The sequence below is a fragment of the Balneola sp. genome (genome assembly GCA_002694685.1).
Lineage (GTDB): Bacteria > Bacteroidota > Rhodothermia > Balneolales > Balneolaceae > Gracilimonas.
In genome coordinates this window covers 414,540-439,894 of sequence record NZMW01000001.1, presented here as the reverse complement: position 1 = coordinate 439,894, position 25,355 = coordinate 414,540, and the positions used below count along the sequence as shown (strand labels likewise).

Below are 25,355 nucleotides of genomic sequence, written 5' to 3'. Positions count from 1 at the left end.
CTGAGTGAGCCCACAATATATGAGTCGTTCGCAAGATGCTGAAATGAATTCAGCATGACGAGGGAAGGAGTTTTATGAATATCAGATTCTCCAAATTAGTGGCGATTCGAGTCTAAATTCATTCCAACATTTCCTTATATTTGAGCTATTCATCTACCAAAAAGAGCCTTGAGCAACACTAATTTATACCAAGACTTACTGAAACAGGTTGAACAGAACCTGAAGGACCTTGAACTTCCTGCCAAGCCGGAAACGCTGTATGATCCTTATCGTTATGCAATGTCGGTTGGGGGAAAAAGGATCCGCCCTTTACTAACCCTCTTATCTTGTGGCCTGTGTAAAGGTGAGCCCGAAAAAGCTCTCCCTGCTGCATTAGCCATCGAAATTCTGCATAATTTCACTTTGGTTCATGATGACATTATGGACAGCGCCGATACTCGAAGAGGGGAACCCAGCGTGTTTAAGAAGTGGAATGAGAATGTAGCTATTCTTTCCGGTGATGTGATGTTTGCCGATGCTTACCAAAAGCTGGGATTCTACGGCCATGAAGAAGAATTCTCCAAAGAAGAGTTTGCGGCCCTGCACGATGTGTTTGTCCGTACGGTAATTACCGTTTGTGAAGGCCAGGCTTTGGATATGGAATTTGTAGACCGGACCGATGTTAAGCATGAAGAATACATCGAAATGATAGCCGGTAAAACCTCTGCTTTATTAAGCGGGGCTCTGGAAATGGGAGCTATTGCCGCGCACGCATCTACCCAAAAAAGAGAAGAGCTTGCACAGCTTGGTTATGAAATGGGTATCGCTTTTCAGATTCAGGATGACTTGCTGGATGCCACAGCAGATCCCGAAAAGTTTGGGAAACGCCCAGGCGGAGATATTTTTGAAGGAAAGAAAACATATCTCACCATACTTGCGTTAGAACGTGCAGATGCCCAACAGGCGTCTTTAATAAGGGAAACACTGGATGATGAAACTCCCAAAGAACAGGATGTAGATCGTGTTCTTGAGATTATGGAGGAATTAAATGTCCTGAAAGATGTGGCTCAGGAAGTTGAACAACATTATAAAAAAGCATTCCAGTTACTCGACAAATTTGAATCTTCAGACTACAAACAAGAGCTTGAAAATCTTCTTATCTTCTTACAGAATCGTGATCATTAAAGCACAACAACTTTATTCAATGCGGAACACACTTTTATTAGTATTTGGTATCCTATTTCTATTTTCAGCTTGCAAGAACGACCGACTCATAAAGAGGGGTGATTCTGTAGAGGTAGCCTATGAGAAAGCGATGTACTTTTTTGAGCAGGAAAACTACACAGATGCAGCCAGTGCCTTTGATACCGTAACCCGGGTTGGCAGGGGTACAGAATACGGACAGGATGCTCAGTATTATCTTGCAGAAAGTTATTATCGTGATCGCCAGTATCTGCTTGCAGCTTCCGAATTTGACCGGTATGTGAGCTATTACCCGCAGGATCAAAGACGTCCTGAAGTTGAATTCAAGGCAGCTATTTGCTACAAGAATCTAAGTCCGCGATATAATCTTGATCAAGCCCAAACCCGCCGTGCTATTGAGCGTTTTCAGCTTTTTAATAACCGATATCCAAACTCTGAGAAGGTGCAGGAAGCGGCCGGCTATATTGATGAACTCAGAGAGAAACTGGCACGTAAGTCTTACGAAGCTGCCCAGTTTTATGTCAGAACCGAGCAATACAAAGCCGCTGCTATTTATTTAGATCGTACTATTGATCAATATCCGGAATCTAAGTGGGCTGAGCGTGCACTTGTTGACCAAATTAAGAACTATATCGATTACGCAGACCGAAGTGTTGCCAGTAAGCAAGCCGAGCGTTACACGAAGTCTATAGAGACCTATGAGAAATTTCTGCAGCTCTTCCCGGAAAGTAAGTTTCGTGAAGAAGTAGAAGATTATCATGATGAAGCTCTTAGCAAGCTTGCCGATGTTCAGAATCCTGAAGAAGTCGCAGAATCAAGTCAGGGCTAATGGCTCAGCGCATTGGTTTATTCGGGGGAACATTCGACCCGGTGCATAACGGACACCTCTCCATTGCGGAGTCTTTTCTACAGTCCGGACTGATTGATGAACTCTGGGTTTTGCTCACTCCATTTCCTCCGCATAAGCAGGACGTTAATCAGACTCCTTATGATACCCGGCTTCAGCTTTTAGAAACTGCTTTTGAGGGAATTTCGAACCTCTCCATAAAAACGATCGAGAATCGACTGCCTAAGCCATCCTACAGTGTTCAGACCATTCGGCATTTGAAGGGAGAATATCCCGATGCCACTTTTTACTACTGCATGGGGGAAGACAGCCTTGCTTACTTTCATACTTGGAAATACTACACAGAGATTTTAGAAGAATGTGATCTTTTAGTTGCCAAACGTCCAGGAGTAAGCCATGATGAGGTGGAAGATCAAATTTTAAGGAGCACTCACTTTGTGAGTCATACCCCTTTAGAGATTTCATCTTCATCCATTAAAGAGCAGATTCAAAAAGGAGATTCGATTGCGGGGTTGGTTCCAAAATCTGTGCATAAAATCATTGAAAAAGAGCAGTTATATAGCTAACTACTGCCATTCATAAATCAAAGAACGAATGGCTTTTACTCGAAAAGATTTTTTAAAAACATCAGCGCTGGTTTCTTTAACAGGGGCAGCTTTTAGCATTACAGGTTGTGAGGCTGAAGCTGACGTTCATTCCCCACAAGCCATTCCCAATAAGATTAAGCCTAAAGCCCTCAAAAAGGGTGATACATTAGGATTAGTAGCACCGGCAAGCCCCATCTATCAATCTTCTGTTTTTGAAGAAATGCTGGAGAATTTAAAAGCTCTTGGCTTTGAACTGAAACTGGGTGAACATGTCTGGAGTCAGCGTGGCTACCTTGCCGGAATGGATGAACAGCGAGCCGGGGATTTGATGAATATGTTTGAAGACCCCGAGGTTGACGGCATTATGTGTATTCGCGGGGGATGGGGTTGTAACCGAATTCTGCCACTGCTTGATTATGAAGTCATCCGAAACAATCCAAAGGTGTTTTGTGGATTTAGTGATATCACATCATTACATATGGCTATTTATCAGCATAGTGACCTCATTACTTTTCATGGGCCGGTGGGCAAATCGGACTGGAATGATTTTACTACGAGCGCATTTAAGCAAGTCATTTGGAATGGGGAAACTCCTGAATTTTCCGTGCCTGATGAATTAGACGAAACATTTGTAGTCACTGAGGGTAAAGCTGAAGGTAAAATGCTTGGCGGAAATTTATCTGTTTTAGTGTCTATGATTGGCTCCGATTATTTACCTTCTTTTGAAGATTCAATTCTCTTTTTGGAAGACATCGGGGAGAGTGTTTATCGTATTGATCGTATGTTTACCCAACTCAAGCTTGCGGGGATTCTGGATCAGCTCAACGGATTCGTATTCGGTAAATGTACCGATTGCGATGCGGGTTCAAATAGCCTATCGTTAAAGCAGGTTTTTGATGATCATATCAAGCCATTAAACATCCCGGCTTTTTATGGGGCTATGATCAGCCACGAAGAAAATAATATCACGATACCAATGGGTATGAAGGCCATGATTGATTCAGAAAAGAAAACTATTCAAATGCTTGAATCAGGCGTTAGTTAAAGAAGCACAGAGATAAAGCGAGTAGATGCAGGTACAATCCTACGGAATTAACAAATGGGTCTTGAGAGTAGCATGCAGCTTGTTTCTCTTATTATCCGGTGCTCAGGTTTCAGCTCAGCAAGGTACCTTGTCCGGTATTATATATGATGCTGAAACGGAGGAAACCCTTCCTTACGCCAATGTGATTGTAGAAGGAACCAGTCGGGGGACTTACTCGGTAGGTGATGGCTCATATTCCATAAAGCTTGATACCGGCTTGGTGAAAATCAGATATCGCTTCATTTCTTTCAGAGATACAGTACTAGAATTTCAGATCAAGGAAAACGAAGAGATAACTCAGGATATCTATCTCAAGCCCGATATGGCATCCATGAATATAACGGTAAGCGCCAATCGCGTGGCCCGGAAAGTTCAGGAACTGGCTAATATCAGAGATCAGCAGAATTCGAACCTCAATTCTTATGTAGCTGATGTCTATAAAGTAGCGATTCTAAGTAACGTGGGTAAGGATTTTAGGTATGAAGATGCCGAAAATCAGGAGTTAGAACCGATTGCTTTCTCAGAACGGAAATCAACCATTCGCTATTTATCCTCTCCGGAACGGTATTCTGAAACAATAGAGGCAAACCGAGCCAGTGAAAACTTCTTTAGCGAATATGACTTCTTTTCGACCGGGGGAGCTCCGCTGAATTTAAACTCTGATGAGATAAAGCTGAGTATCATGTCCGAAAACCTAACGGTGATAGGACCTATTTCGGATCAGGCCGGGAAATTTTATGAACTCTACGATGAGGAGGCCGACAGCACCTGGCCACCCGGTACCATAGAGATTTATTTTGAGCCCAAGATAGACACCCGTCCGCTATTTCGAGGACAGGTTTGGTATGATGAAGACCAATCGGTGATTCTGGGTATTGACGTGACCCTCAACGAATATTCGAATACCAATACGGGGGCTTACAGCATTTCAAACCTGCGGTATCAGCAAACCTATCAGAAAGAGGGCGACTTCTGGCTTCCTGAAAGAACCCAACTGTCGGCCATCATTCGGTTCCTCACTTCAAAAGAACGCATTTATTATCACGACGAATGGAGCTGGAATAACTTTGATGTGAATATTTCGGGGATTGAACCTCAGGAAGTAGAACTCAAAACAATCGACATTAAGGCAAATGCCCATAAACGGAAGGATGTGTATTGGGACACTCTAGCCAACAAGGAAAGTAATACCAACACAGAACTGCTTGAAGAAGCCAAGGATTACGAAGAAGACCGGGCTTCCGTTAAATTTGGGATGGCTGCCATGCGTACATTTTTCCGCCTTCCATATCAATTAGAGCGGTTTTATATCACCAACTTCAGTGATTTTTATCGATACAACAGGGTAGAGGGTAATTATGTAGGTATCGGTCTCAGAACTCCGGTCCATCCGGATTATGACTACAGAGCCATTGGTGGATACGGCTTTGGGAATCAATCCTGGAGTTACGAATTAAGTGGATATCACTTTTTGGGCAATGACTTCATAGCGCCCGAAGGAAGCTACCACAAAACAACGGTAGGTCAGTATCAGGATTATGAATACAACCGAACTCCTTTGGATTTCTTTGAAGCCCGCCAAACCATGTATGCACTATTTAGCGGCACGACCGGAAATAACTTTTTTGAACGGGAAGGATTTGAAGCCGGACTAAGACTGCGCTTCGACACTGAGTCCTTTCTAAGGGCGCTGTATCTTGATGAATCTCACAATTCCTTAAGCTCGACATCTGATTTCAGCATCTACAAGAATAGGCTGACCCCGGAAGAATATCAGAACAACGACGCTACTTATCCCGCTCAGGAAGGGAATGTAAAGGGATTGTACCTGCACCTTCATCATGATACCCGGCAGTATTTACGAACCCAGTTTTTGCGGGATTACAACCTCCGTGAATTCGGCTGGCTGGCAGATGCGGTTCTTGAAAAAGGAATCAACAGCTGGGGCAGTGACTTTGATTACGACCGATATCGACTTGGGCTGAAGTTCTACTGGCCGGTTTTATCCTCACATTCCGTTCAAACTGATATCATTATTGGGGCTTCGGATTCAGGAGTGCCCAATCAGCGTATGTTTACCTACAATGGCTTTGTTGTAGATGATTACGTTCGGTTCCGCCCGTTTTATACCGTGGTTTATAAAGAACCTTTGGGCTTTCGGGTCTCAGAGCTGCAGATTCGCTACAAGTTTGGCAGTTCCTTAACCCGAAGTATTCCCATCAACTTCATACAGAAAAGCGGAATACAAATTTCATCTGCTGTTACAGTAGGAGTTGTTGATCAAAAACAAACCTTAGAGCCACTGCTGCCTTATTCAGGGTCTCAAACGCAAGCTGAACTCAGCATAGCTGTATCAAAGATTTTTGGAGTATTCTACACCGAATTCAGTAGAAAGCTTTACGGGGAATACGGAAGCTCCTTCGGTTTTGTGATTCTATTCTGATCAAATCCATATTCAGAAAATTATTCAAACACGGGAGTAACAATTTGCTTTAATTCCGTAGGGATGATTTTAAACTACAACTAATCACTTAATAACATGACTACATTTACTTTAAAGAAGTGGGCTCAGATTCCACTGTGTTTAATGATGGGAGTGTTTGCAATTCAGAGTGTTACGGCTTCTGCTTATGAAATGAGGCAAGACACCACTGAAACGGATACAACGACCATACCAAAGGCTGACAACGAATTACCGATGAAGCCGGGACGCATTGTTGAATTCTCGACTACGGAAGCAACCTGGATGTCGCTGGATATAAGTCCGGACGGACAACATATAGTTTTTGATATGATGGGAGACATTTTTCGAATCCCTGCAAGTGGAGGAGAAGCGGAGCAACTAACCGATGGAATGGCGTTTGATACGCATCCACGATACAGCCCGGATGGCAAATACGTTTTATTTACTTCTGATGCCTCCGGCGAAGAAGATTTATACTATGTGGAAGTCGCCGACACGTCTGAGATTACACAGGTTACCAAAGGCGGAAATACCCGCTATACCAATGCCGACTGGACTCCCGACGGTGAATATATCATTGCTTCTAAAGGTGGATTGACTCCAAAATTATGGATGATTCACAAAGAAGGCGGCAGCGGAACAGCTCTCATTGGCGAACCTGCCAACCTAAAGATTATTGACCCTGCGGTTTCACCGGATGGTCGTTATGTGTATTTCTCACAGCGAAATGGAGCATGGAACTACAATGCCCAGCTTCCACAGTATCAGATAGCTCGCTACGATCGGGAGGATGGCTCCAGAAGAACCATTACCTCGCGCTACGGATCAGCATTCACTCCAACTTTATCGGATGATGGGAAGTGGATGGTGTACGGTTCCCGATATGAAGATAAGACCGGCTTAGTGCTTAGAGATATGGAAACCGGTGATGAAAGATGGTTGGCTTATCCGGTTCAACGAGACGATCAAGAATCCATTGCTACGATGGGAGTGTTGCCCGGAATGACCTTCACACCAGATAGTAAGAACTTATTAACGTACTACAGTGGAAGCATTTACAGTATTAACATCACAAGTGGAGAAGCTACTGAAATTCCGTTTGAAGTAAACGCTCACCTCGAAGCTGGGCCTGAAGTTTTCTTCAAATATCCGGTGGATGACAACAAGGAAATGATTGCTACACAAATTCGGGATGCCGTGCCTTCACCGAATGGAGAGCAACTGGCGTTTACCGTTCTGAATAAATTATACATCCAAAACTTACCGGATGGTGAGCCTAAACGAGTGACCGACTCTGACCTTATTGAAGCTCAGCCTGTTTGGTCTCCCGATGGAAAATGGATTGTGTATGCCACCTACGATATGGAAAACGGCGGGGCTTTATACAAAGTAAATCCTAATGCCCGACGTGTTCGTGCTGAGAAAATCACTAACGAACCGGGTGTGTACAGTGATCCGGCCTGGTCGTACAACAGCAACCGAATTGTGGCTCTGAAGGGCGATAACAGAAGTTATGACCAATCCATCGGGCCTAATGCCTTTGGATCTACTGAAGATATCGTATGGGTTTCTCCGGATGGAGGAAATGCAAACTTCATTGCTAAGAGCAGTGGACGAGGTAATCCTCACTTTGTGAAGTCCAATGACCGAATCTACATGAACAGAGGAAACGGAACCTTGCTTTCTATCCGATGGGATGGAACCGATGAGAAAGAGTACGTTCGTGTAACCGGTATTACTACGGCAGGCTTTAATGAGATGGGCACCAATTATCCGACTCCGGATATGCTGCATCCTGAAGAAGCTGCGAAAGAAAATAATCCTCCTTCCAATGCCGGGTTAATTACGATGGCCCCGAGCGGAGATCAGGCTATGGCGCTTATCAACAACGATATTTACGTGGTTACCGTCCCTAAAGTAGGTGGCGATACGCCAAGAATATCCGTTGCAAGTGCGCCGAGTGCAGCATTTCCTTCCAAAAAACTGACAACCATTGGTGGACAATTCCCGCAGTGGTCTGATGATGCCGGAAAAGTACACTGGTCCATTGGCCACGGACATTTCATCTATGATCTGGATGATGCCGAAGCCTATGCTGACAGCGTAGAAGCCGCCAAGGAAGCCGAAGCTGAGAAGAAGAAGGAAGAAGAGAAAATGAAAAAAGACGATGATTCTGATGACGATTCCGGTGATGCGGAAGAGGAGACAGAGGAAGAATCGGATGAAGAAGACGAAGAGAAGGAAGAGGACAAAGGCTATATGCCGGAAGAACTCAGCATCGAAGTGGTGGTTACCAGAGACATTCCGGAAGGAACCATTCTTCTTCAAAATGCACGCATCATTACTATGAATGGTGACGAGGTGATTGAAAACGGAGATATCCTGATTGAGAACAACCGCATTATTGAAGTGGGAACCAACCTTTCAGCGCCAAGTGGTGCCGAAACCATGGATATGAGTGGCAAAACCATTGTTCCCGGTTTCGTTGATACGCATGCTCACCTTTGGGCTGCATGGGGCATTCACAAGCAACGCTTCTGGGGCTATGCCGCAAATCTTGCCTATGGTGTAACCACAACCCGTGATCCTCAAACAGCTACCACCGATGTTTTGACCTATTCTGATATGGTTGAAACCGGTATGATGGAAGGTCCGCGCGTGTATTCTACCGGACCCGGACTTGGTTTCTGGGCGTACAATATCAAAAGCCTCGAGCATGCTCAGGACGTGATGAAGCAGTACAGCAAGTACTACAACACCAAAACCATTAAGATGTACCTGGCTGGGAATCGCCAGCAGCGTCAGTGGATTTTGATGGCGGCTAAAGAGCAAAGCATCATGCCAACGACCGAAGGTGCCTTAGACTGGAAACTGAATATGACTCAGCTTCTGGATGGTTATCCCGGACATGAGCATTCGCTGCCGATTTACCCGATTTACAGTGATGTGGTAACAACGGTGGCTGATCTGCAAATGGCAGTGACGCCAACCTTACTGGTTTCTTATGGCGGACCGTGGGCTGAGAATTATTATTACTCTCGCGAAAACCCATTCTTTGATGAGAAGCTCAGAACCTTTACTCCGTACACCGAGCTGGCTTCCAAGTCACGCCGACGTCCGGGCTGGTTCCATGATGATGAGCACGTTTTTCAAAAGCTTGCCGTTTTCCAGAAAGATCTGAAAGAAGCAGGCGGACTTTCCGGTGTGGGTAGTCACGGACAGCTGCAGGGCTTAGGTTTCCATTGGGAGCTATGGTCGGTTGCTGCAGGAGGGATGGATAACCACGATGCCCTTCAGGTGGCCACGATTGACGGTGCTACCGCTATTGGCTTAGACGGTGACCTCGGTTCCATTGAATCCGGTAAACTGGCAGATTTGGTTATTCTGAACGCCAACCCGCTGGATGATCTCCGAAACACCAACACCATACAAATGGTGATGAAAAACGGAAGACTCTATGATGGTAATACCCTCGACCAGCTGTACCCAATGCAGGTGAAAGCCGGTCCTTATGAGTGGGAATTCCCGAATCCATCCCAAATGACCTTACCGGGCGAAAAATGATTCGTTAATGGTAAAAATGGTGAATCGTTATTCGGATTCAGGTTTACCCGAATAACGATTCATGAATAACGAAAAAAGCTCCTTCGGGAGCTTTTTTTATGCCACTACAACTCAACCACAATTGTCATTCCTGCGAAGGCAGGAATCTGGATTTTGAAATAAACATAGCTCTCTTTTAAAGCTTTAAGCTTTCGGTATTAGCTGTGGGACAGTTTTTAATAATTTGGGATTAATTACAGTTGTAATAATGAGTTAAGATGTTATCTTGTTACGAGTTAGAATGATGTTATCCGTTGATATTATCCAACTTACGAGACGGAGAACATCCTAAATACAACAAATAATGGGTTTAAAGGGCGATTTCGGGATTTTATCTTCCGTTTGCTAACCAAGCCTTTGTTCATATAATATTTTGTTTTGCCAATAGAACCCAAAAAAGAGGAAGATTATGTCAAGACCATATGCTGTAATATTACACATTACTGAAAAGAATTGTAGCAAAGAGCAACTGGAAAAGTTAATTTCTTTAATGAAAGAAGTAAATAGCTTCAGTTTGTTAGGATCTTCTTATTCTTCAGACAAAACTCATAATGGTACAACGCTATTTAAGTCTGTAAGTGGGGAAAATGCACAAGTAGTATTTGAGGTTGTTAAGGCTGAGATTGAAGCAACTGAAATTAATATGATGGGTAATTTTAATTGTCAATTAACTGTAGCAGCAACAGATGTAGTTTCAGACGTAATATTTATAAAATAATTCTTAAAGTTATGAGCAAAGAAATAACCCGAAAAGAAATTCTAAAAGAGAGTTTAAATAAATTAGGAAGGTTAAAGAAAGATGATTCTTTAAAAGTTACAGTAAAAAAAAATAAGAGTGATGAGAAAAAATCAAAATGATAAAGAAGACGAAGTTTTTCGATCAGCATCAATAAATGCTTGGATACAATCGAAGATGGAGAGGGATAAAGCATTATTGACCTTATCCTCTGGAGGGGTAGGCTTGTTAGTAACTTTTCTTCAATTCAAAGAGAATATTGCTCCCTGTCATTCAATGCTGTATTACATCGCATTTATCTCCTTTACACTGTGTATAGCTTCAGTTATCGTCATTTTCAGCCGAAATGCAAAATATATAGAAAAACTTCTTTCTTCTGAGACAAGAAAAAACGATAAAGTACTTGGTTTTTTTGATTATATGGCTGTTCTTTTCTTCTCAATTGGAATACTTTTTACTATTATTATTGGAGTAATAAACATCAATTAAATCATATCATTATGTCTGATAACAATGATTCCAAAAAGAACACAAATCAATCGAATAGCCCATCACAAGAAGAAAAAAGCCTAAATAATTTGGGAAGTTTAAAAAGACCAGAGTCTTCAGCTCAATCATCCGAATCAAGTTCAGATTCTTCTAATAGCAATTCGTAAAATATTTGCATAGCAACGGTTTCAATGCGGACTTGGCTGCTGTTTGCCGATTCAAAATTTGTTGGCTTATTGAAATTCCCAGTTTTAACTACATTACCAGCCAATAAAGCCAAGCCGGTTAAACCGCAGACCGTTAGAACTCATAAATGAATATTCCGAAATTAGACCCCAGCAATAGAAGCAGAGAATTTGATGCCTACAGCGACGAATTGCGTGCACAAGTAATTCGTGGATGGCTTTTCTTTAGCAAAACCCATAGACAACTGGATGAAGATGTCCTTGGACTGGATCGAAATGTATCCAAAGGCTATCAGTCTATGGGCATTCTGCATTTTCTGGGATTGAAAGCCGCTTTTCGTGGAATATTTCAAGACATACCGGAATCTAAAGCAATAGATGTTCTTAGAACTGATAGTCAGGATTTCAGTTCGATCATTGCCTTTCTGGAAAACGGAGAGAGCATCATTAATATAAAAACATTAATTGATGACGAAACTGCGGAAATAGCAAAATCCAGAAAAGATACATCTGCAGCACGCTATGAACGCATAGCAAATGCGGAAAAAAGACCAAAAAGACAACGAGTTTATTCTTATACCTATCGACGCAATCCAGACATTATTGTTGAGGCATTAAAACGAGCAGATGGATTTTGTGAGAACTGCAAGAAGCCTGCTCCATTTCACCGAGCATCGGATGGAACTCCTTTTCTCGAAGTACATCACATCAAATCGCTTTCAGATGGTGGAGAGGATACATTAGAAAATGTTGTTGCACTATGTCCAAATTGTCACCGCAAAAAACACTATGGATAGTTCTAAAAAATCGCTTAAGCGATGCGGAGACTTAAAAGTTCTCGCCCCGGAAGTCTCCGACTTCCATACAGGCAATCGGCTTATCCCAACGTAAAAGGGCAGAGGTTACATTCACGATGGAACTTGATTGCCAGGAATTTATTTCGCTACTTCAAATAAATCATAAACTCCGCGCCGTTTAAACGCTGGGTCGTAATGCATAAAAGAGAAATCGAGTTTATATGGCAAAATTAATTTTAGTTTGCGGCCCAACCGGGGTTGGTAAAACGACTTATTCATTATCTTTATCTAAGAAAAGCGGCGCAGTTCGGTTTTCTATAGACCCATGGATGCAAACGTTATTCTCTGAAGACATGGTTTCACTTGATTACTCGTGGATGATTGAGCGAGTAAACAGATGCTATGAACAAATATGGGAAGTAAGTAAACAAATTTTAGTTCTTGATGGAAATGTCGTTTTAGATTTAGGCTTTACTACTAAAGAGCAAAGAGATGTGTTTGTTAACAGAGCTAAGGAACTGGGTATAAATGCTGAAATCCATTACTTGGATGCACCAAAGGATATTCGCAAAAAGCGTATCAAAAAACGTAATTTAGAAAAAGACCCATCTGTGTATGCTTTTGAGGTAACCGATATGATGTTCAACTTCATGGAACCAAAGTTTGAAGTTCCCAGCCAAGAAGAGCTTAAACACGGTTGCACAGTAAATGCATAACAAGCACATCAAAAGAAGTCTCTGACTTCCACATGGCATCGGCTTATTCCCACATAAAAGGGTAGAGGCTCCATTTACTTAATATCATTTCCTGTAAACGTTAACCATTCAAAACTCCTATAAATGTTTATCGAATCTGATTTCTATTCAATATTAGGATCCGCAATAATTTTTGTCCTGCTTTTTACCATTGGATTCAAGTTTTGGGAAGGCAAAAAAGAAGATGAGTTGGAAAAGGCCATTTCTCTGCTAAAGATTAACATTTTCTCAACGGGGTTTCTGCTGGTAGTCTTATGGTTTATGCTTCCCTCAACCCCTTCGCTTGGTACTTTCGGTTTTCCGGAAACGGTCAATGAGATACAGTCAAATGAACAACTCCTTAATTATCTGCAAACATATAACGAGGCTATAGTGCGAACCACGCAAGTAGTGCGTTGGTTTATCTTTATTTTTGTCTGGGCATTTTTGACAACCCTTTATTCTGTTATAAAGACATTCCAGAGCCTAAGAGAAAAAGATTATTTTAGTAATGTCAAAGATGAGGCTTCAGCCAAACGGTGACTTAAAAGTTTTGAGGAAGTCTCATATAGGAAGAATTAGAGTAATAGGGTAGAATGGAGTTCGATAAAAATTTTCTTTCATTTTTAAAACCGGAACTTCGGGAAGAAGTTTTTGAAATGTCTTCGGTTAAAGAGTTTCCAAAAGGCACTGAAATTTTGAGGGAAGAACAATATGTAAAGGTATTGCCAATAGTCATTGAGGGACTGGTTAAGGTTTACTCAAGATTTAATGAGAAAGAGCTACTGTTGTACTACATAGAGCCAAGTCAAAGTTGTGTTATGACTTTTTATGCTGCTCTCAAAAACACCCCCAGTCAAGTATTTGCAACTACTGAAAAGGCCTCCAAAATCCTTTTAATACCAGTCCAATATTTACCGGGGTGGCTGAAAGAATACCCGGATTTTAACGAGTTGTTTTACAACCAGTTTAATTTGAGATATACAGAGCTTTTAAATACCATCGGCCATCTTTTGGTAGACAATATGGACAAGAGAGTTTATGATCATCTCAAAAAGAAATCCCTTTTGACCAAGGATAAAACCATCAGGATGAGTCATAGCCAGATTGCAAATGAATTAGGCACGGCTCGTGAAGTGGTAACGAGAGTGTTAAGTAAGCTGAAAACTGAAGGCAAAGTGGAACAAAATTCAGTTGGTATAAAAATTATTGACGAGTGGTGACTGCAGTCACTGAATAGTAGCTAAAGTGTTCGCATATTAGTGCCACAATAAATTTTAAATCTAATAAATCTTTAGAATTATGAAAAAGAATATGGGAACAGCAGATCGAGTAATCAGAACAATCATTGCAGCTGTAGCAGGAGTGTTATATTTCACAGGTACAGTTTCTGGAACAGTAGGTATCATTATGTTAGCCTTGGCTGGAATATTTCTCCTAACAAGTTTGATAAGTTTTTGTCCACTTTACGCTCCCTTTGGCATCAAAACTTGTCCGGTAAAAGAAACCAACTAAAAAAGCTATCAAAAGCTTATCGATATATGTGAGGGGAGAAGTTTGAACCGTTCTTTCCCTCACTCTTTTTGTTTTCCAATTTTAGGGAAGATACATTCAGTCTTTGGGCTAATCTATGTGAACCACCTAATCTCTTTTAAGTCTTCAGCCAAGCGGTGACTTAAAAGTTCTTGTCCAGAAAGCCTCATATAGGAAGAATTAGAGTGAATAGAATTTCTTATTTCTTACATTAAGGCAGAACCCGGGAAATAGGAGGATAAATGTTGAGAACACTTCTTGTAATTATCACAATAACTGTGACCTTATCTGCCTGTTCAAGCAATGATAATTTTCAGCCCCTTTTGACGGAAGATTTAGCGGTTCAAAAAACGGAATATCAGCAACAGATTGTTGGGCATTTATCGGGGGAATATGTCTTGGCTGATAATACAACCATAGCCAGCCGATGGTCCAAAGAAGAACGGGAGTTGACAAGGAGGTATTTAAAAGAGTTGCTTTTGCAATTGAATATCGAGCCTCAGGAACAAGACTATATATCGCCAAACCTCAACTTTGCAATTGATTTAATTCTTGGCCCGTTTCGAGGGACCAATGTGTACGGTATTCTTCCAGCCACCCAACCCAGTAATGAGTATATCATCCTGGGTGCTCATTATGATACGGGGAAAAGAAATGCACCCGGAGCCATTGATAATGCAACGGGGATCGCTCTAATTTATAGTGTGGTCAAGGAAATGACAGAACTGGAATCCAGGCAGAAGAATATTTTAGTGGTCTTTTTTGATCAGGAGGAGGAAGAACTTATCGGCAGCCGAGCTTTTCTTGAACATATCAAACAACAGCAGTGGGATGTACACTCCATACATTGCTTCGATATGGTTGGCTGGGATGAGGATCAGGACAAAGCTATTGAGATTTTTTCGCCAACTGAATCATTACGAACAATCTATAAGGAAACAGCGGTATCACATAATATCCCTGTTCGCGAAATAGTCATTGATCCGGTTGGATACGAGGTAAGCTCAACCGACTTCGATGTTTTTGTCCCTGCCGGTTATGATGTGATCGGAGCCGGAGAATTATTTTATCACCGTGATTCAACTCCCTATAAAGACAGTCCGGATGACACCTTTGAGACGGTGGATTTTAACTATTTATTGTCCAGCTCAAATCTGGTTGCAGATATCATTGAAAAACTGGTGAAATGATGACAAAATTAGTGAATCAATTATACAACGTATTCCGCCAAAACCAGCTTTTTAGCTTAATCCTGAGCATTACATTGCTCTTCTTCGTTTACAAAGGAGTCCATTATGCTCTGATTGGAAGTTATGTACCCTTGCTCTTCATTATCATCATACTATGCCTGCTGATGGTTGGTTTAAATAAATCGCCTAATGTCTTTAAATGGAGTGTGGGTTCCTGGTCTGTTTTAATCATCCTTTGGGCAACGGTAAGGCTTTTGTTGAGTATGGCGAATCTATTTGTAAAGCCAGTACCGGAAGGTCATGTAGACGGGCAATTGGGACTAGCGAGTATTCTTCTCAGTGTGGCTTTTCTAATTGCCGGCATCTATTTATGGCAAAAAAGGAAAAAAGTTCTTTCTGTATAGTTTAAACATCACGTTTATCAGATCCATATTCACTTGACGCTTAGACCAGTAGAGCTAACGTCATCTAAGGTTTGTTCCTGCCTCAAAATAAAACGCCAAACCTTATTTACATGGATTGATTCACCTCATCTAACTGTTGGTTAAGCAATGCCGAGCAGTCGAAAATATTATTACTGATAAAAAAGACTCGGTCAGAGAACAAAATTCAAGAATATTTAAAAGAGAAAACCACCCATGAGTGAACAACCATTATTAAAGCCATTCAAATCAGATAATTTAGAATTGGATAACCGGGTCGTGATGGCGCCTATGACCCGAAGCCGAGCCGATAACGAAGGCAATGTACCCACAGGAGAGCTTCAGGGACTCTATTATGAGCAGCGTGCTTCTGCAGGACTTATTATTTCAGAAGGTTCTCAAATTTCAGAGAAAGCCATTGGATATATAAATACGCCGGGAATTCATACCCAGGAACAAGTGGAAGGGTGGAAAGAGGTAACCGAACGTGTGCACAATGCAGGAGGGAAGATCTTTCTTCAACTATGGCATGTGGGAAGAATCTCACACCCTGATTTCCATGACGGAGATCTGCCGCACGCACCGTCCGCTTTAAATCCCGGGGAGAAGTCCTACACACCCGAAGGCTTCAAAGATACGGTCACTCCCAAAGAAATGACCAAAGCCGATATCGAACAAACTATCGAAGACTTCCAGATGGGAGCCCGCAACGCGATGGAAGCAGGATTTGACGGAGTAGAAATTCACTCTTCCAATGGATACCTGATCCACCAGTTCTTTAATGGCACTTCCAATCACCGAACCGATGAATATGGTGGCAGTATTGAAAACCGCGCCCGATTCTTTTTTGAGGTCCTTGATGCCGTGAAAGAAGAAGTGCCGGAAGGGAAGATCGGCGCTCGTTTCAATCCTTCGCTGCACGGAATTTTTGGAATGGAAATGGATGAAGAAACCATCCCAACCTTTGATTATGTGATCGAGAAGCTCAACGACTATGATCTGGCTTATATCCATCTCTCAGAACCGTTTAACGATGTTTCTGATATCCCTTATGCTGAGACCGAAATAGCCAAACGTTACCGCCCAATGTATGATGGCACCATTATGATTAACGCCGGCTTTGATCAGGAAAGCGGAAATAAAGTAATCGAAGAAGGCAATGCCGATCTGGTTGCTTTTGCGAAGATGTATATCTCCAATCCGGATTTGGTAGAACGCTTCCGTGGAAATTCCGACCTGGCCGAATGGGATGAAGATACTTTCTATACCCCCGGTACAAAAGGCTACACCGATTACCCCAAACTGGAAGAGGTTGAAGCTTAGTATTTTTTCGATATTCGTGAATAGCATGATCGTTAATCGTTGATGGGATTTTGTTTTAAGCAAATGACCATTAATGAATTACGATAAATAAAAGAGCTCCTTCGGGAGCTTTTTTTAATTGAGTAATTCCTTCTTTGATATAAAAACTGATTTCTTCATTTTCCCTCAACTATTCAGAATAACACGACTGTATGACAACCATGAAAAAGACTATTCGACTGCTACCCATCCTTTTTTTATCCCTCTTGCTACAGCCGCTCAGTGTATTTGGGCAAAGTAACGCAACAGAACCGGGTTCATTAATCGGTAGTCCAGAAGACAATTTGCCACCCTATATCAAACTTGTAAGTGGCTTTGGAGAACGTCCAAATTGGTCTCATGATGGCAAATTCATTCTGTTTTTAGATAAGCCGATGGGTGAAGTGTATGAATTAGAACTGTCAACCGGAATTATAAGGCCAAAGACTTTACACTTTAATCACTACGGTTTTACTCGCGCCAAGTATCTGGCTAATGGCGACATTTTACTTGCCGGACCTAATGAACCCTTTGATCCAACGGATGAAGAAGAGAGATATCGGGCTCGTAACATAACTTGGTTATCAGTAATGGATAAAAGTGGTGAAAAGCCTCCGGTACCGTTAAACACTATGTGTGCTGAAGGTCCTGCTGTTTCCAGAAACAATATGAAAATAGCCTGGACCATACGGGATCGCCAACTACCCGAGCTGTGGAAAAACAGGGCGAAGTTGTATATGGCTGAAATAATGTATGAAGATGGTGTGCCACAGTTGTCCAACCAAAGAGAGATCTTCGATTCTAAGCAATTGCCTTTTTCACTGGGTGATGCCAGCCTTGAAACACAAAGCATAGTCCCACCGGAGGATGTAAAAGTAACATTTACCGCTTACACGATTAATGAGGGAAATAACACCGATGTTTTTATGGTAGATACTGAAACCGGAGAATACGAAGCCATGACCAACTCTCCTTGCTGCTACGATGAAGCTGAAGGAATTTTCCCAGACGGGTTACACACATTGGTTGAACACGCAAATTCTGAGGAAAAAGCATGGCCTTTAATTGATTTGTATAAGTTGAAATTAGATGGTTCAGGCGAAATGCAGAGACTAACCCATTTCACTGATTATAGAGGATACAAGGCTAATCAGGGAGTAATATCAGATGATGGAAAATATATGAGCATTCAGATAGGAAAAGATAATACTGAACCCGGTGCCGGCTTCGGTTTCCTGATTATGGATTTGGAAGAAGCTGCAAAACACCTGGGAGGTTTTAAATCCTATGATGAATAACGACGTTATTTACGTAAGTGTAGGGTGATTTAAAAGCTATCGCCTTTTTATTATTAATCAATATCAAAGAAAAAATGAACCAAAAAGAACTATCCCAACTATCCGATAGCGAATTGCTTGAAGCAGCACAGAGTAATAAGCCATCACCTTTGGTAGATGCTTTTTTTATAGGGTTTTTGGTTGGAATCATCATTTTTAGTGTGGGTTCAAACGCTTGGGGATTTCTCACCTTAATACCTCTGTTTTTGATTTATGTATTTTTGAAAAAACCGAAAAAGTATGAAACGCTGAAGAAAGAATTGAAAGCGCGAAATTTACAATAATCGAATTCGGTTAGTTGCAGGTTCCGTAGCTCTTTTAAGTCTTCAGCGAAGCGGTGGTTAGCCTATATAAAAGTGAATCGTCACTTGTTACTTTTTATGGTATTATATATAATACCATATGTCAATTCATCAAATTGTATTAGACACAAACATCATCTATTCAGCACTTCGGTCAAGGCGAGGGGCTTCATATAGATTGCTTTCTTTGTTGGATTCTTCCAAATTTGAAATCAATTTGTCGGTTCCACTCGTTATTGAGTATGAAGATGTATTACTTAGAAAGCTTGATACACTCAACTTTAGTGAGTCTCAGATCGGCCAATTCTTAGATTACTTGTGTCTGGTTGGAAACTGGCATGAAGTCTATTTTTTATGGCGTCCAATTTTGAAGGATCCTGAAGATGACATGATCCTGGAATTAGCGGTTAGAGCTAATTGCAATTACATTGTAACGTACAACAAAGCTGATTTTCAAGGCATTGATAAATTTAATATTGAGTTGGTGACAGCAAAAGAATTTCTCCAAATCATACAGGAGTTACCATGAGTACATTAAGCGTTCGATTACCCGAATCACTACATAAAAAAATAAAAGAACTGGCTAAAAAAGAAGGTGTTTCTATGAATCAGTTCATCACATTGGCGGTATCCGAAAAAATGTCGGCATTATTGACCATAGATTATCTTAAAGAACGAGCAGAAAAGGGAAGCAAGCAGGGGTTTGAAAATATAATGAATCAAGTACCTGATGTGGAACCTGAAGAATATGACAAACTATAATCCGATAGGCTAGCCCCCCCAGCTCTTTTAAGTCTTCAGCGAAGCAATGACTTATAAGCTCTCGCCTAGGAAATCTTAGATTTCCATACGGATCATCTGCTTTTGCACGGCTTTCCTATTTCAGCTACATTCATTTCAGAAATTCTCACCCAATCTTGTTCTTCATGAAATCAATTACGGCATTTGTAGCTCTGTTAAGCTTTATTCTATTGAGTAGCCCTGTCGCGTTTACTCAGGACTTGATTATACAAGGAGGCTGGCTGGTTCAGGTGGAAGAGGGCACTGCCATTGAAAACCCCGGAATAACCATTGTAGCTGGTAAAATTCATGAAATTGGAAACCCAAGCCGGGAGGATTTTCCCATACTTAGATTAGAAGATCAGGATTATATCCTGCCCGGGCTGATTGATCTGCATTCCCATTATCACGTCCGCTATAATGGCGTTACCAAAACGGATACGGTTGTTACTCCAAAGTTATTCCTGGCCAACGGAGTCACCACTACTTTTACTGCCGGAGATCCCAACCCTGAACTGACTCTGGAGTTCAAACATAAAGTGAACAGAGGAGGGGCTATCGGACCAAGAATTTTAAACTCCGGTCCATATTTCGGATCAGCAAATTCGGAATGGAATCGCGACTTCACTAAAGAAGATATCTACAGTATTGTGGATGAATGGGCGGAAAAAGGCACGAATGGATTCAAAGCTAAAGGTATCAGCTACAATCAGTTAAAGTATTTAATTGAACGAGCTCATAATTATGGTTTGACCGTGACTGCACACCTGGGTTCAGGAGCATATGGAGGAGTGAGTTCAGCAGATGCCATTGAATTGGGAATTGATCGCGTTGAACACTTTTTGGGAGGAGAAATGCTGCCCGGTGAATCAGGTGCCTATGATGAAATCGCTAATTTAAATACCCAAAGTGAGGGTGTGGAAGATGCCATGCAAGACTTCATAGATCATGGTGTCGCTTTCAACGCTACCATCGGAACCTACGGCGGCTGGTCCCGAAGCAATGACGGTGCCTTTGACTATTGGGTTGATGAATACAAATACCTGACACCATTTACTGCTGAGTTTATCAAGGCAACAGATAACGAACCTCAAGACATCCAGCCGACGATTGCCAGCGTGTATGCCAAAAAGAAAATCTTGCTAAAAAGGTATCACGAAATGGGAGGCAGAGTTACGCTGGGAACAGATCGCCCGTTCTATCTGGATTTGAATCTGGGTAATTACATGAATGGTTTTTTCATCCATAGGGAGATGGATATCATGGCTAATGCAGGAATCAGTAACGCCGACGTGCTTAAAATAGCTACCATTAACGGGGCAGAAGCTATTGGCTGGGGGGATCGAATCGGAACCATTGAAGTATCCAAACTCGCTGACCTCATGGTGATCAAAGGAAATCCACTTAACGACATTCGTAACACCCGAAGCGTACATACCGTCATCAAGGGAGGGGTGATATTCGATTCCGATGAAATCCTAAAGAAAGCAGAAGGGAAGCTTGGCCCTGTCAGCGAAACAGAATGGTAGTAGCTTAGGGAAAAAAAGATTTGCGGGAATTTGCTCAAAATTATGAGCAAAAATTTTAAATAAGGGTGGAATGTCCGTTGCGATATATTGATATTGGATAGCCTTAAAACCGATAACCAATTTTTCGAAGTACTACAGATCGCATTATGAAAATTACCAATCCCATACTTCCCGGCTTTAATCCTGATCCTTCCATTTTACGAGTAGGCGACGATTATTACATCGCAACCTCAACGTTTGAATGGTTTCCCGGGGTTCAGATACATCACTCCAAGGACCTCAAAAATTGGAAGCTTATTGCGCATCCTTTAAACAGAACTTCTCAGCTGGATATGACCGGAAATCCAAACTCATGTGGAGTCTGGGCGCCTTGTTTGTCTTATCATGAAGGTACGTTCTTTCTAATTTATACCGATGTGAAGACCTTTAGAGGAGCGTTCAAAGATGCTCACAACTATCTGGTTACTTCGGATTCAATTTCGGGGGACTGGTCAGAACCAATTTACATGAACAGCTCCGGATTTGATCCATCGCTGTTTCATGATGACGATGGGAAAAAGTGGTTTGTGAACATGGTTTGGGATCACCGATCTGAGAAACATCCGTTTGGTGGAATTCTGCTTCAGGAATATGATCATGAGCAAGAAAAGCTTGTCGGGCCAGTTAAAAATATTTACACAGGCACCGATATCAAGCTTACCGAAGCGCCTCACCTGTATAAAAAAGATGGGTACTATTATCTGATGACGGCGGAAGGGGGAACGGTACTTCGTCACGCCGTAACCATGGCTCGGTCAAAGAATATCGACGGACCGTACGAAACCGATCCGAATAACCCTATGCTGACATCCTTTAATAATCCCGAGCTTGAGCTACAGCGAGCGGGTCATGCTTCCCTAGTGGAAACGCAAACCGGAGAATGGTACCTGGCTCACTTGGCAGGGCGAAGAATGCCGTCTCGCGGTCGTTGCCCAATGGGAAGGGAGACAGCCCTGCAGAAAGTAGTTTGGAATGATGCTGGCTGGCTGGAACTTGCTGATGGCACTAACGAACCAAGCTTGGTTATAGACGGACCGGATTTGCCGGAACATCCTTGGGAGAAAGAACCAAGCCGGGACGATTTCGATTCAGAGGAATTGGACATCAATTTCCAGTTTTTACGGGTTGATATTTCAAAAGACCTGGTTTCCCTAACCGAAAGACCCGGTTATTTACGGCTGTACGGCGGTGAATCCCTGAATTCACACCATCGGCAGTCATTAGTTGCCCGACGCCAACAATCCTTTTTCTATACTACTGAAACTAAGCTTGAGTTCGCCCCTGAAACCTTTCAGCAGATGGCTGGCTTAATCTGCATGTACGATAACAAGAACTTTTACTACTTACATGTAACATGGCATGAAGAACTGGGCCGCTGCATCGATATCATTACAAATATTAAAGGCGAATATGAAGAGCCGCTGCATCAAAATCGCATTTCTGTGAACGATGAAGGCCCGGTTTACTTGCGAGCTAAAGTTGATTATGACAAACTTCGGTTCTTCTACTCCGAGAATGGTGATGACTGGAACTTCACCGGACAAATATTTGACGCTAGTACTCTTTCTGACGAATATGACGATGGAGGAGGGGATGGACACTTCACCGGGGCGTTTGTAGGAGTATGTAATCAAGATTTATCAGGGCGAAAGAAGCCAGCAGATTTCGATTATTTCGAATACGTTGAGCGGGATACCATGGATAAAACTCCCACCAAAGCAGATGATTATTACTACAAGGGATAGCAGCAGAAACGTTAGTTCGGTTTAGAATAATTACTGCAGTCACTCAGCCTACAAATGGCAACTGTACGTATTTTGTTTAGGCTATTCTAAGGCAGAAAAGGCATCATGAGCTAATAGGTCGTCATGCCGAACTCGATTCAGCATCTGAAAAGGATGAGGTATTAGCGAAAAAGCTTGTCGGGTTCAATAAATCACTCTTCTCAGACCCTGAAACAAGTTCAGGGTGACGACTTATTTTATTGATTCATTTAAGGGAAGGTCTAAGCTGATCTTCCCTTTTTAATTGGGCTGATAATTCATGTGGTCGAGTACCTGACCTTTCTTGGTAAAGTATTTACCCATCAAATTTGCCGTGAGGCATGAGTGTATGGGAAATATTTGTATGGTTTCACCCACATGAACCTTACTGAAAACATTTGGGCTGCACTGTATAACCCCATGTTCTTGGGATAAGCTTTTCACATAGGTTTCTTCGGATAGATACTCAAGCTTTGGTTCTCCAAAACTGAGGTAGTCATCAATCTGCACAGAGTCTTTGGAGAAATGAATAGCTCCGCCGTGAATTAAAACTTCCGTTCTTTCGTAGAATTTTTCAATAATCGGACATTCCATATGCACGGCTATTTCATTTGGTGAACAAGATCCTATTTGAACTTGCATCCAATCATAAAACACAAAATTACCAGGACTCAGTTGATCTACAGGTCCAAATTCTTCCAGAACACTGCACGAAGGAGTATCCCCATAACAGATAGGGAGCTCAGGGAAGTGCTCTTTCAGGACCTCAAGCTTATTGAGCACTTCATTACCTTTATTTCGAATTTCCTCCTTAGAACGGCACTTGTAGGTATGTCCCGCATGGCAGTAAAAACCAGCATTGTAACAATTTGAAGACTGCTCAATTGCATTGACTACTGCTTTAATTGCATCCAGGTTAGAAACAGGAACTCCGCTCCGCCCATAGTCCGGATCAATTTCTACATAAAGACCAATTTTATGCTTTAATTTCTTGTCTAGTTTTTCCACAACTTCTCTTGAAATTGCCAAGGTCTTAAGGGAAGCGTTCTCTGCGATTCGGTTATACTCTTTATGGGCTAAAACATTGGCAGGGAATGCAATAGTGATATCATCCCAATCATCCATTACAAAATAATCAGCCATTTTTGGAGAGGAAACAGTAATCCCCTTTATGCCTTGTTCACGGAATATCTTGCCAATTACTTTTGACTGGTGTGTCTTAAAATGAGGGCGAAGTTCAAGGCCTGTTTTAGCCGCTTTTGAAACCATGTTTTCGATATTGCTCTTAACAATATCTAGATCAACAAAGAGCGTAGGAAACGGATACATATTTGTACTAATTAGTTTATAACGAAGTTTGGGAAATCTTGGATGACAGAAAATTGATCCCTAAAATATGGCAGTAAATGTAATTTTCAAGGCCACATTTCCTTTTTTTAAAGAAACAAGGACGGATAGTTTAGAAATGATTACGGTCATACTTGTAAACCATCAGAAATCAGTTTCCTGACTTACTATTCAATCTTTTGCGAAGCTTTTCATTCCGCTCTTCCTCACTTAACTCACTGTTAAAATCATACAAGGCTTGTTCCCAAGAACCATAAACAGGGTTTGGAAGCATATACCAGCGACGGCCAAAGTAATCGCTGTACTCATCCACGAGATCTGCTCTTTTCTTTTGTGAGATTTCTTTAGCGGGAAGGAAGTCATTCAGGTCATCACCAAACATCATAATAACCCGATAGTTTTCTTCAACCTGCTTACGTCGTTCAATTTTTGATGACGTCCAGCCGGGTTCCTCGCCATTTGTCATGATGTTATCCATAGAAGAAGAGACCGGGAATCCTTTTTCAATTAGATTCTGACGGGTTGCTTCTTCAACTTCATACCCACGGTTACTTATGTAGAAAATGGTTATTCCTTCCCGGGCTGCATACTGGGTAAACTCAACGGCTCCGGCAATTGCTTCTGCTTTAGCTTCTTTACACCAGGCATTCCAGTCTTCGATGTTGAAGTCTGACCCTTTTTTAATCATTCGAGCCTGAAAGGGAGAGTTATCTAAAACGGTCTCATCAATATCTAAAATAATAGCAGGAGGGAGTCGCATAAACTCATCGTTTTCTTCCTGATTGAGCGATGCGGTCCAGAATGAGTCTTCCATAGGCAGGGGAAGGGTTCTTAGTGCTGAAGCATAGTTCTGAGTAGTGATCGCTTTATATTCGGCCGAGTTCTGTACCCACAATGTAGCTTGTGTAGTAGAATCGTCCTGAATATTAATGGTTTTAGTAGAGCTGCAAGAAACAAATAGAAAAACAGGTAATAACAAAAATAGCTTTAATGACTGCATAAGATAGATTTATTTGTATTATTAGGTAAAGATAGGAAATCAAAAGTAGAGCTAAACAAATTTT

General features: G+C 41.8%; 24 protein-coding genes. 22 read left to right on the top strand and 2 right to left on the bottom strand.

What is annotated here, in order from left to right; genetic code table 11:
- Nucleotides 1–168 precede the first annotated feature (168 nt).
- From CL667_01860 to CL667_01755, 22 genes are all read left to right on the top strand, one after another.
- On the top strand, nucleotides 169–1,164 hold the full coding sequence (locus CL667_01860; GenBank protein MAL16430.1) for a hypothetical protein: 996 nt from the start codon (nucleotides 169–171) through the stop codon (nucleotides 1,162–1,164).
- On the top strand, nucleotides 1,154–2,011 hold the full coding sequence (locus CL667_01855) for an outer membrane protein assembly factor BamD (GenBank protein ID MAL16429.1): 858 nt from the start codon (nucleotides 1,154–1,156) through the stop codon (nucleotides 2,009–2,011). Before CL667_01860 ends, CL667_01855 begins: the two co-directional genes overlap by 11 nt.
- Nucleotides 2,011–2,595, top strand: coding sequence for a nicotinate (nicotinamide) nucleotide adenylyltransferase (nadD, locus tag CL667_01850; protein ID MAL16428.1), 585 nt, complete (start codon nucleotides 2,011–2,013; stop codon nucleotides 2,593–2,595). The genes CL667_01855 and nadD overlap by 1 nt, the downstream gene beginning before the upstream one ends.
- A 28-nt stretch (nucleotides 2,596–2,623) precedes the next feature.
- Complete coding sequence (locus CL667_01845) at nucleotides 2,624–3,661, top strand: LD-carboxypeptidase (protein MAL16427.1); 1,038 nt, start codon at nucleotides 2,624–2,626, stop codon at nucleotides 3,659–3,661.
- 25 nt (nucleotides 3,662–3,686) lie between these two features.
- Nucleotides 3,687–6,143, top strand: coding sequence for a hypothetical protein (locus tag CL667_01840; protein ID MAL16426.1), 2,457 nt, complete (start codon nucleotides 3,687–3,689; stop codon nucleotides 6,141–6,143).
- 96 nt (nucleotides 6,144–6,239) lie between these two features.
- Nucleotides 6,240–9,728 (top strand): amidohydrolase, encoded by a 3,489-nt coding sequence (locus tag CL667_01835; protein ID MAL16425.1) that lies wholly within the window; start codon nucleotides 6,240–6,242, stop codon nucleotides 9,726–9,728.
- A gap of 448 nt (nucleotides 9,729–10,176) precedes the next feature.
- Nucleotides 10,177–10,485 (top strand): hypothetical protein, encoded by a 309-nt coding sequence (locus CL667_01830; GenBank protein ID MAL16424.1) that lies wholly within the window; start codon nucleotides 10,177–10,179, stop codon nucleotides 10,483–10,485.
- Between the two features lie 120 nt (nucleotides 10,486–10,605).
- Nucleotides 10,606–10,992 (top strand): hypothetical protein, encoded by a 387-nt coding sequence (locus CL667_01825; protein ID MAL16423.1) that lies wholly within the window; start codon nucleotides 10,606–10,608, stop codon nucleotides 10,990–10,992.
- Between the two features lie 313 nt (nucleotides 10,993–11,305).
- Complete coding sequence (locus CL667_01820; GenBank protein MAL16422.1) at nucleotides 11,306–11,974, top strand: hypothetical protein; 669 nt, start codon at nucleotides 11,306–11,308, stop codon at nucleotides 11,972–11,974.
- 221 nt (nucleotides 11,975–12,195) lie between these two features.
- Complete coding sequence (locus tag CL667_01815; protein ID MAL16421.1) at nucleotides 12,196–12,690, top strand: hypothetical protein; 495 nt, start codon at nucleotides 12,196–12,198, stop codon at nucleotides 12,688–12,690.
- A gap of 123 nt (nucleotides 12,691–12,813) precedes the next feature.
- Complete coding sequence (locus tag CL667_01810) at nucleotides 12,814–13,251, top strand: hypothetical protein (GenBank protein MAL16420.1); 438 nt, start codon at nucleotides 12,814–12,816, stop codon at nucleotides 13,249–13,251.
- Between the two features lie 53 nt (nucleotides 13,252–13,304).
- Nucleotides 13,305–13,931, top strand: coding sequence for a Crp/Fnr family transcriptional regulator (locus CL667_01805; protein MAL16419.1), 627 nt, complete (start codon nucleotides 13,305–13,307; stop codon nucleotides 13,929–13,931).
- Between the two features lie 79 nt (nucleotides 13,932–14,010).
- Nucleotides 14,011–14,223 (top strand): hypothetical protein, encoded by a 213-nt coding sequence (locus CL667_01800; GenBank protein ID MAL16418.1) that lies wholly within the window; start codon nucleotides 14,011–14,013, stop codon nucleotides 14,221–14,223.
- Nucleotides 14,224–14,486: 263 nt separating this feature from the next.
- Nucleotides 14,487–15,431, top strand: a complete 945-nt coding sequence (locus tag CL667_01795; protein MAL16417.1) for a Zn-dependent exopeptidase M28 — start codon at nucleotides 14,487–14,489, stop codon at nucleotides 15,429–15,431.
- Nucleotides 15,428–15,835 carry a hypothetical protein gene (locus CL667_01790; GenBank protein ID MAL16416.1) on the top strand — a complete coding sequence of 136 codons (408 nt, stop codon included), beginning with the start codon at nucleotides 15,428–15,430 and terminating at the stop codon, nucleotides 15,833–15,835. The genes CL667_01795 and CL667_01790 overlap by 4 nt, the downstream gene beginning before the upstream one ends.
- 234 nt (nucleotides 15,836–16,069) lie before the next feature.
- Complete coding sequence (locus CL667_01785) at nucleotides 16,070–17,176, top strand: alkene reductase (GenBank protein MAL16415.1); 1,107 nt, start codon at nucleotides 16,070–16,072, stop codon at nucleotides 17,174–17,176.
- 191 nt (nucleotides 17,177–17,367) lie between these two features.
- Nucleotides 17,368–18,492 carry a hypothetical protein gene (locus CL667_01780; GenBank protein MAL16414.1) on the top strand — a complete coding sequence of 375 codons (1,125 nt, stop codon included), beginning with the start codon at nucleotides 17,368–17,370 and terminating at the stop codon, nucleotides 18,490–18,492.
- 74 nt (nucleotides 18,493–18,566) lie between these two features.
- A complete protein-coding gene (locus tag CL667_01775) occupies nucleotides 18,567–18,815 on the top strand; it encodes an FUSC family protein (GenBank protein ID MAL16413.1) in 249 nt (82 codons plus the stop codon).
- Nucleotides 18,816–18,933: 118 nt separating this feature from the next.
- The gene (locus CL667_01770) at nucleotides 18,934–19,362 is read left to right on the top strand and encodes a putative toxin-antitoxin system toxin component, PIN family (protein MAL16412.1); all 429 of its coding nucleotides are present in this window, start codon (nucleotides 18,934–18,936) and stop codon (nucleotides 19,360–19,362) included.
- Nucleotides 19,359–19,595 (top strand): toxin-antitoxin system HicB family antitoxin, encoded by a 237-nt coding sequence (locus CL667_01765; GenBank protein ID MAL16411.1) that lies wholly within the window; start codon nucleotides 19,359–19,361, stop codon nucleotides 19,593–19,595. Before CL667_01770 ends, CL667_01765 begins: the two co-directional genes overlap by 4 nt.
- A gap of 164 nt (nucleotides 19,596–19,759) precedes the next feature.
- Nucleotides 19,760–21,142, top strand: a complete 1,383-nt coding sequence (locus CL667_01760) for an amidohydrolase (protein ID MAL16410.1) — start codon at nucleotides 19,760–19,762, stop codon at nucleotides 21,140–21,142.
- A gap of 143 nt (nucleotides 21,143–21,285) precedes the next feature.
- Nucleotides 21,286–22,926: a glycoside hydrolase 43 family protein gene (locus CL667_01755; GenBank protein ID MAL16409.1), complete on the top strand. Its 1,641-nt coding sequence runs from the start codon at nucleotides 21,286–21,288 to the stop codon at nucleotides 22,924–22,926.
- A gap of 279 nt (nucleotides 22,927–23,205) precedes the next feature.
- Here CL667_01755 and CL667_01750 read toward each other — a convergent pair whose 3' ends face one another.
- Both CL667_01750 and CL667_01745 read right to left on the bottom strand, forming a co-directional pair.
- Nucleotides 23,206–24,273: a hypothetical protein gene (locus tag CL667_01750; GenBank protein MAL16408.1), complete on the bottom strand. Its 1,068-nt coding sequence runs from the start codon at nucleotides 24,271–24,273 to the stop codon at nucleotides 23,206–23,208.
- A 169-nt stretch (nucleotides 24,274–24,442) separates the two neighbouring features.
- A complete protein-coding gene (locus tag CL667_01745) occupies nucleotides 24,443–25,291 on the bottom strand; it encodes a 5'-nucleotidase, lipoprotein e(P4) family (protein ID MAL16407.1) in 849 nt (282 codons plus the stop codon).
- Between the last annotated feature and the right edge of the window lie 64 nt (nucleotides 25,292–25,355).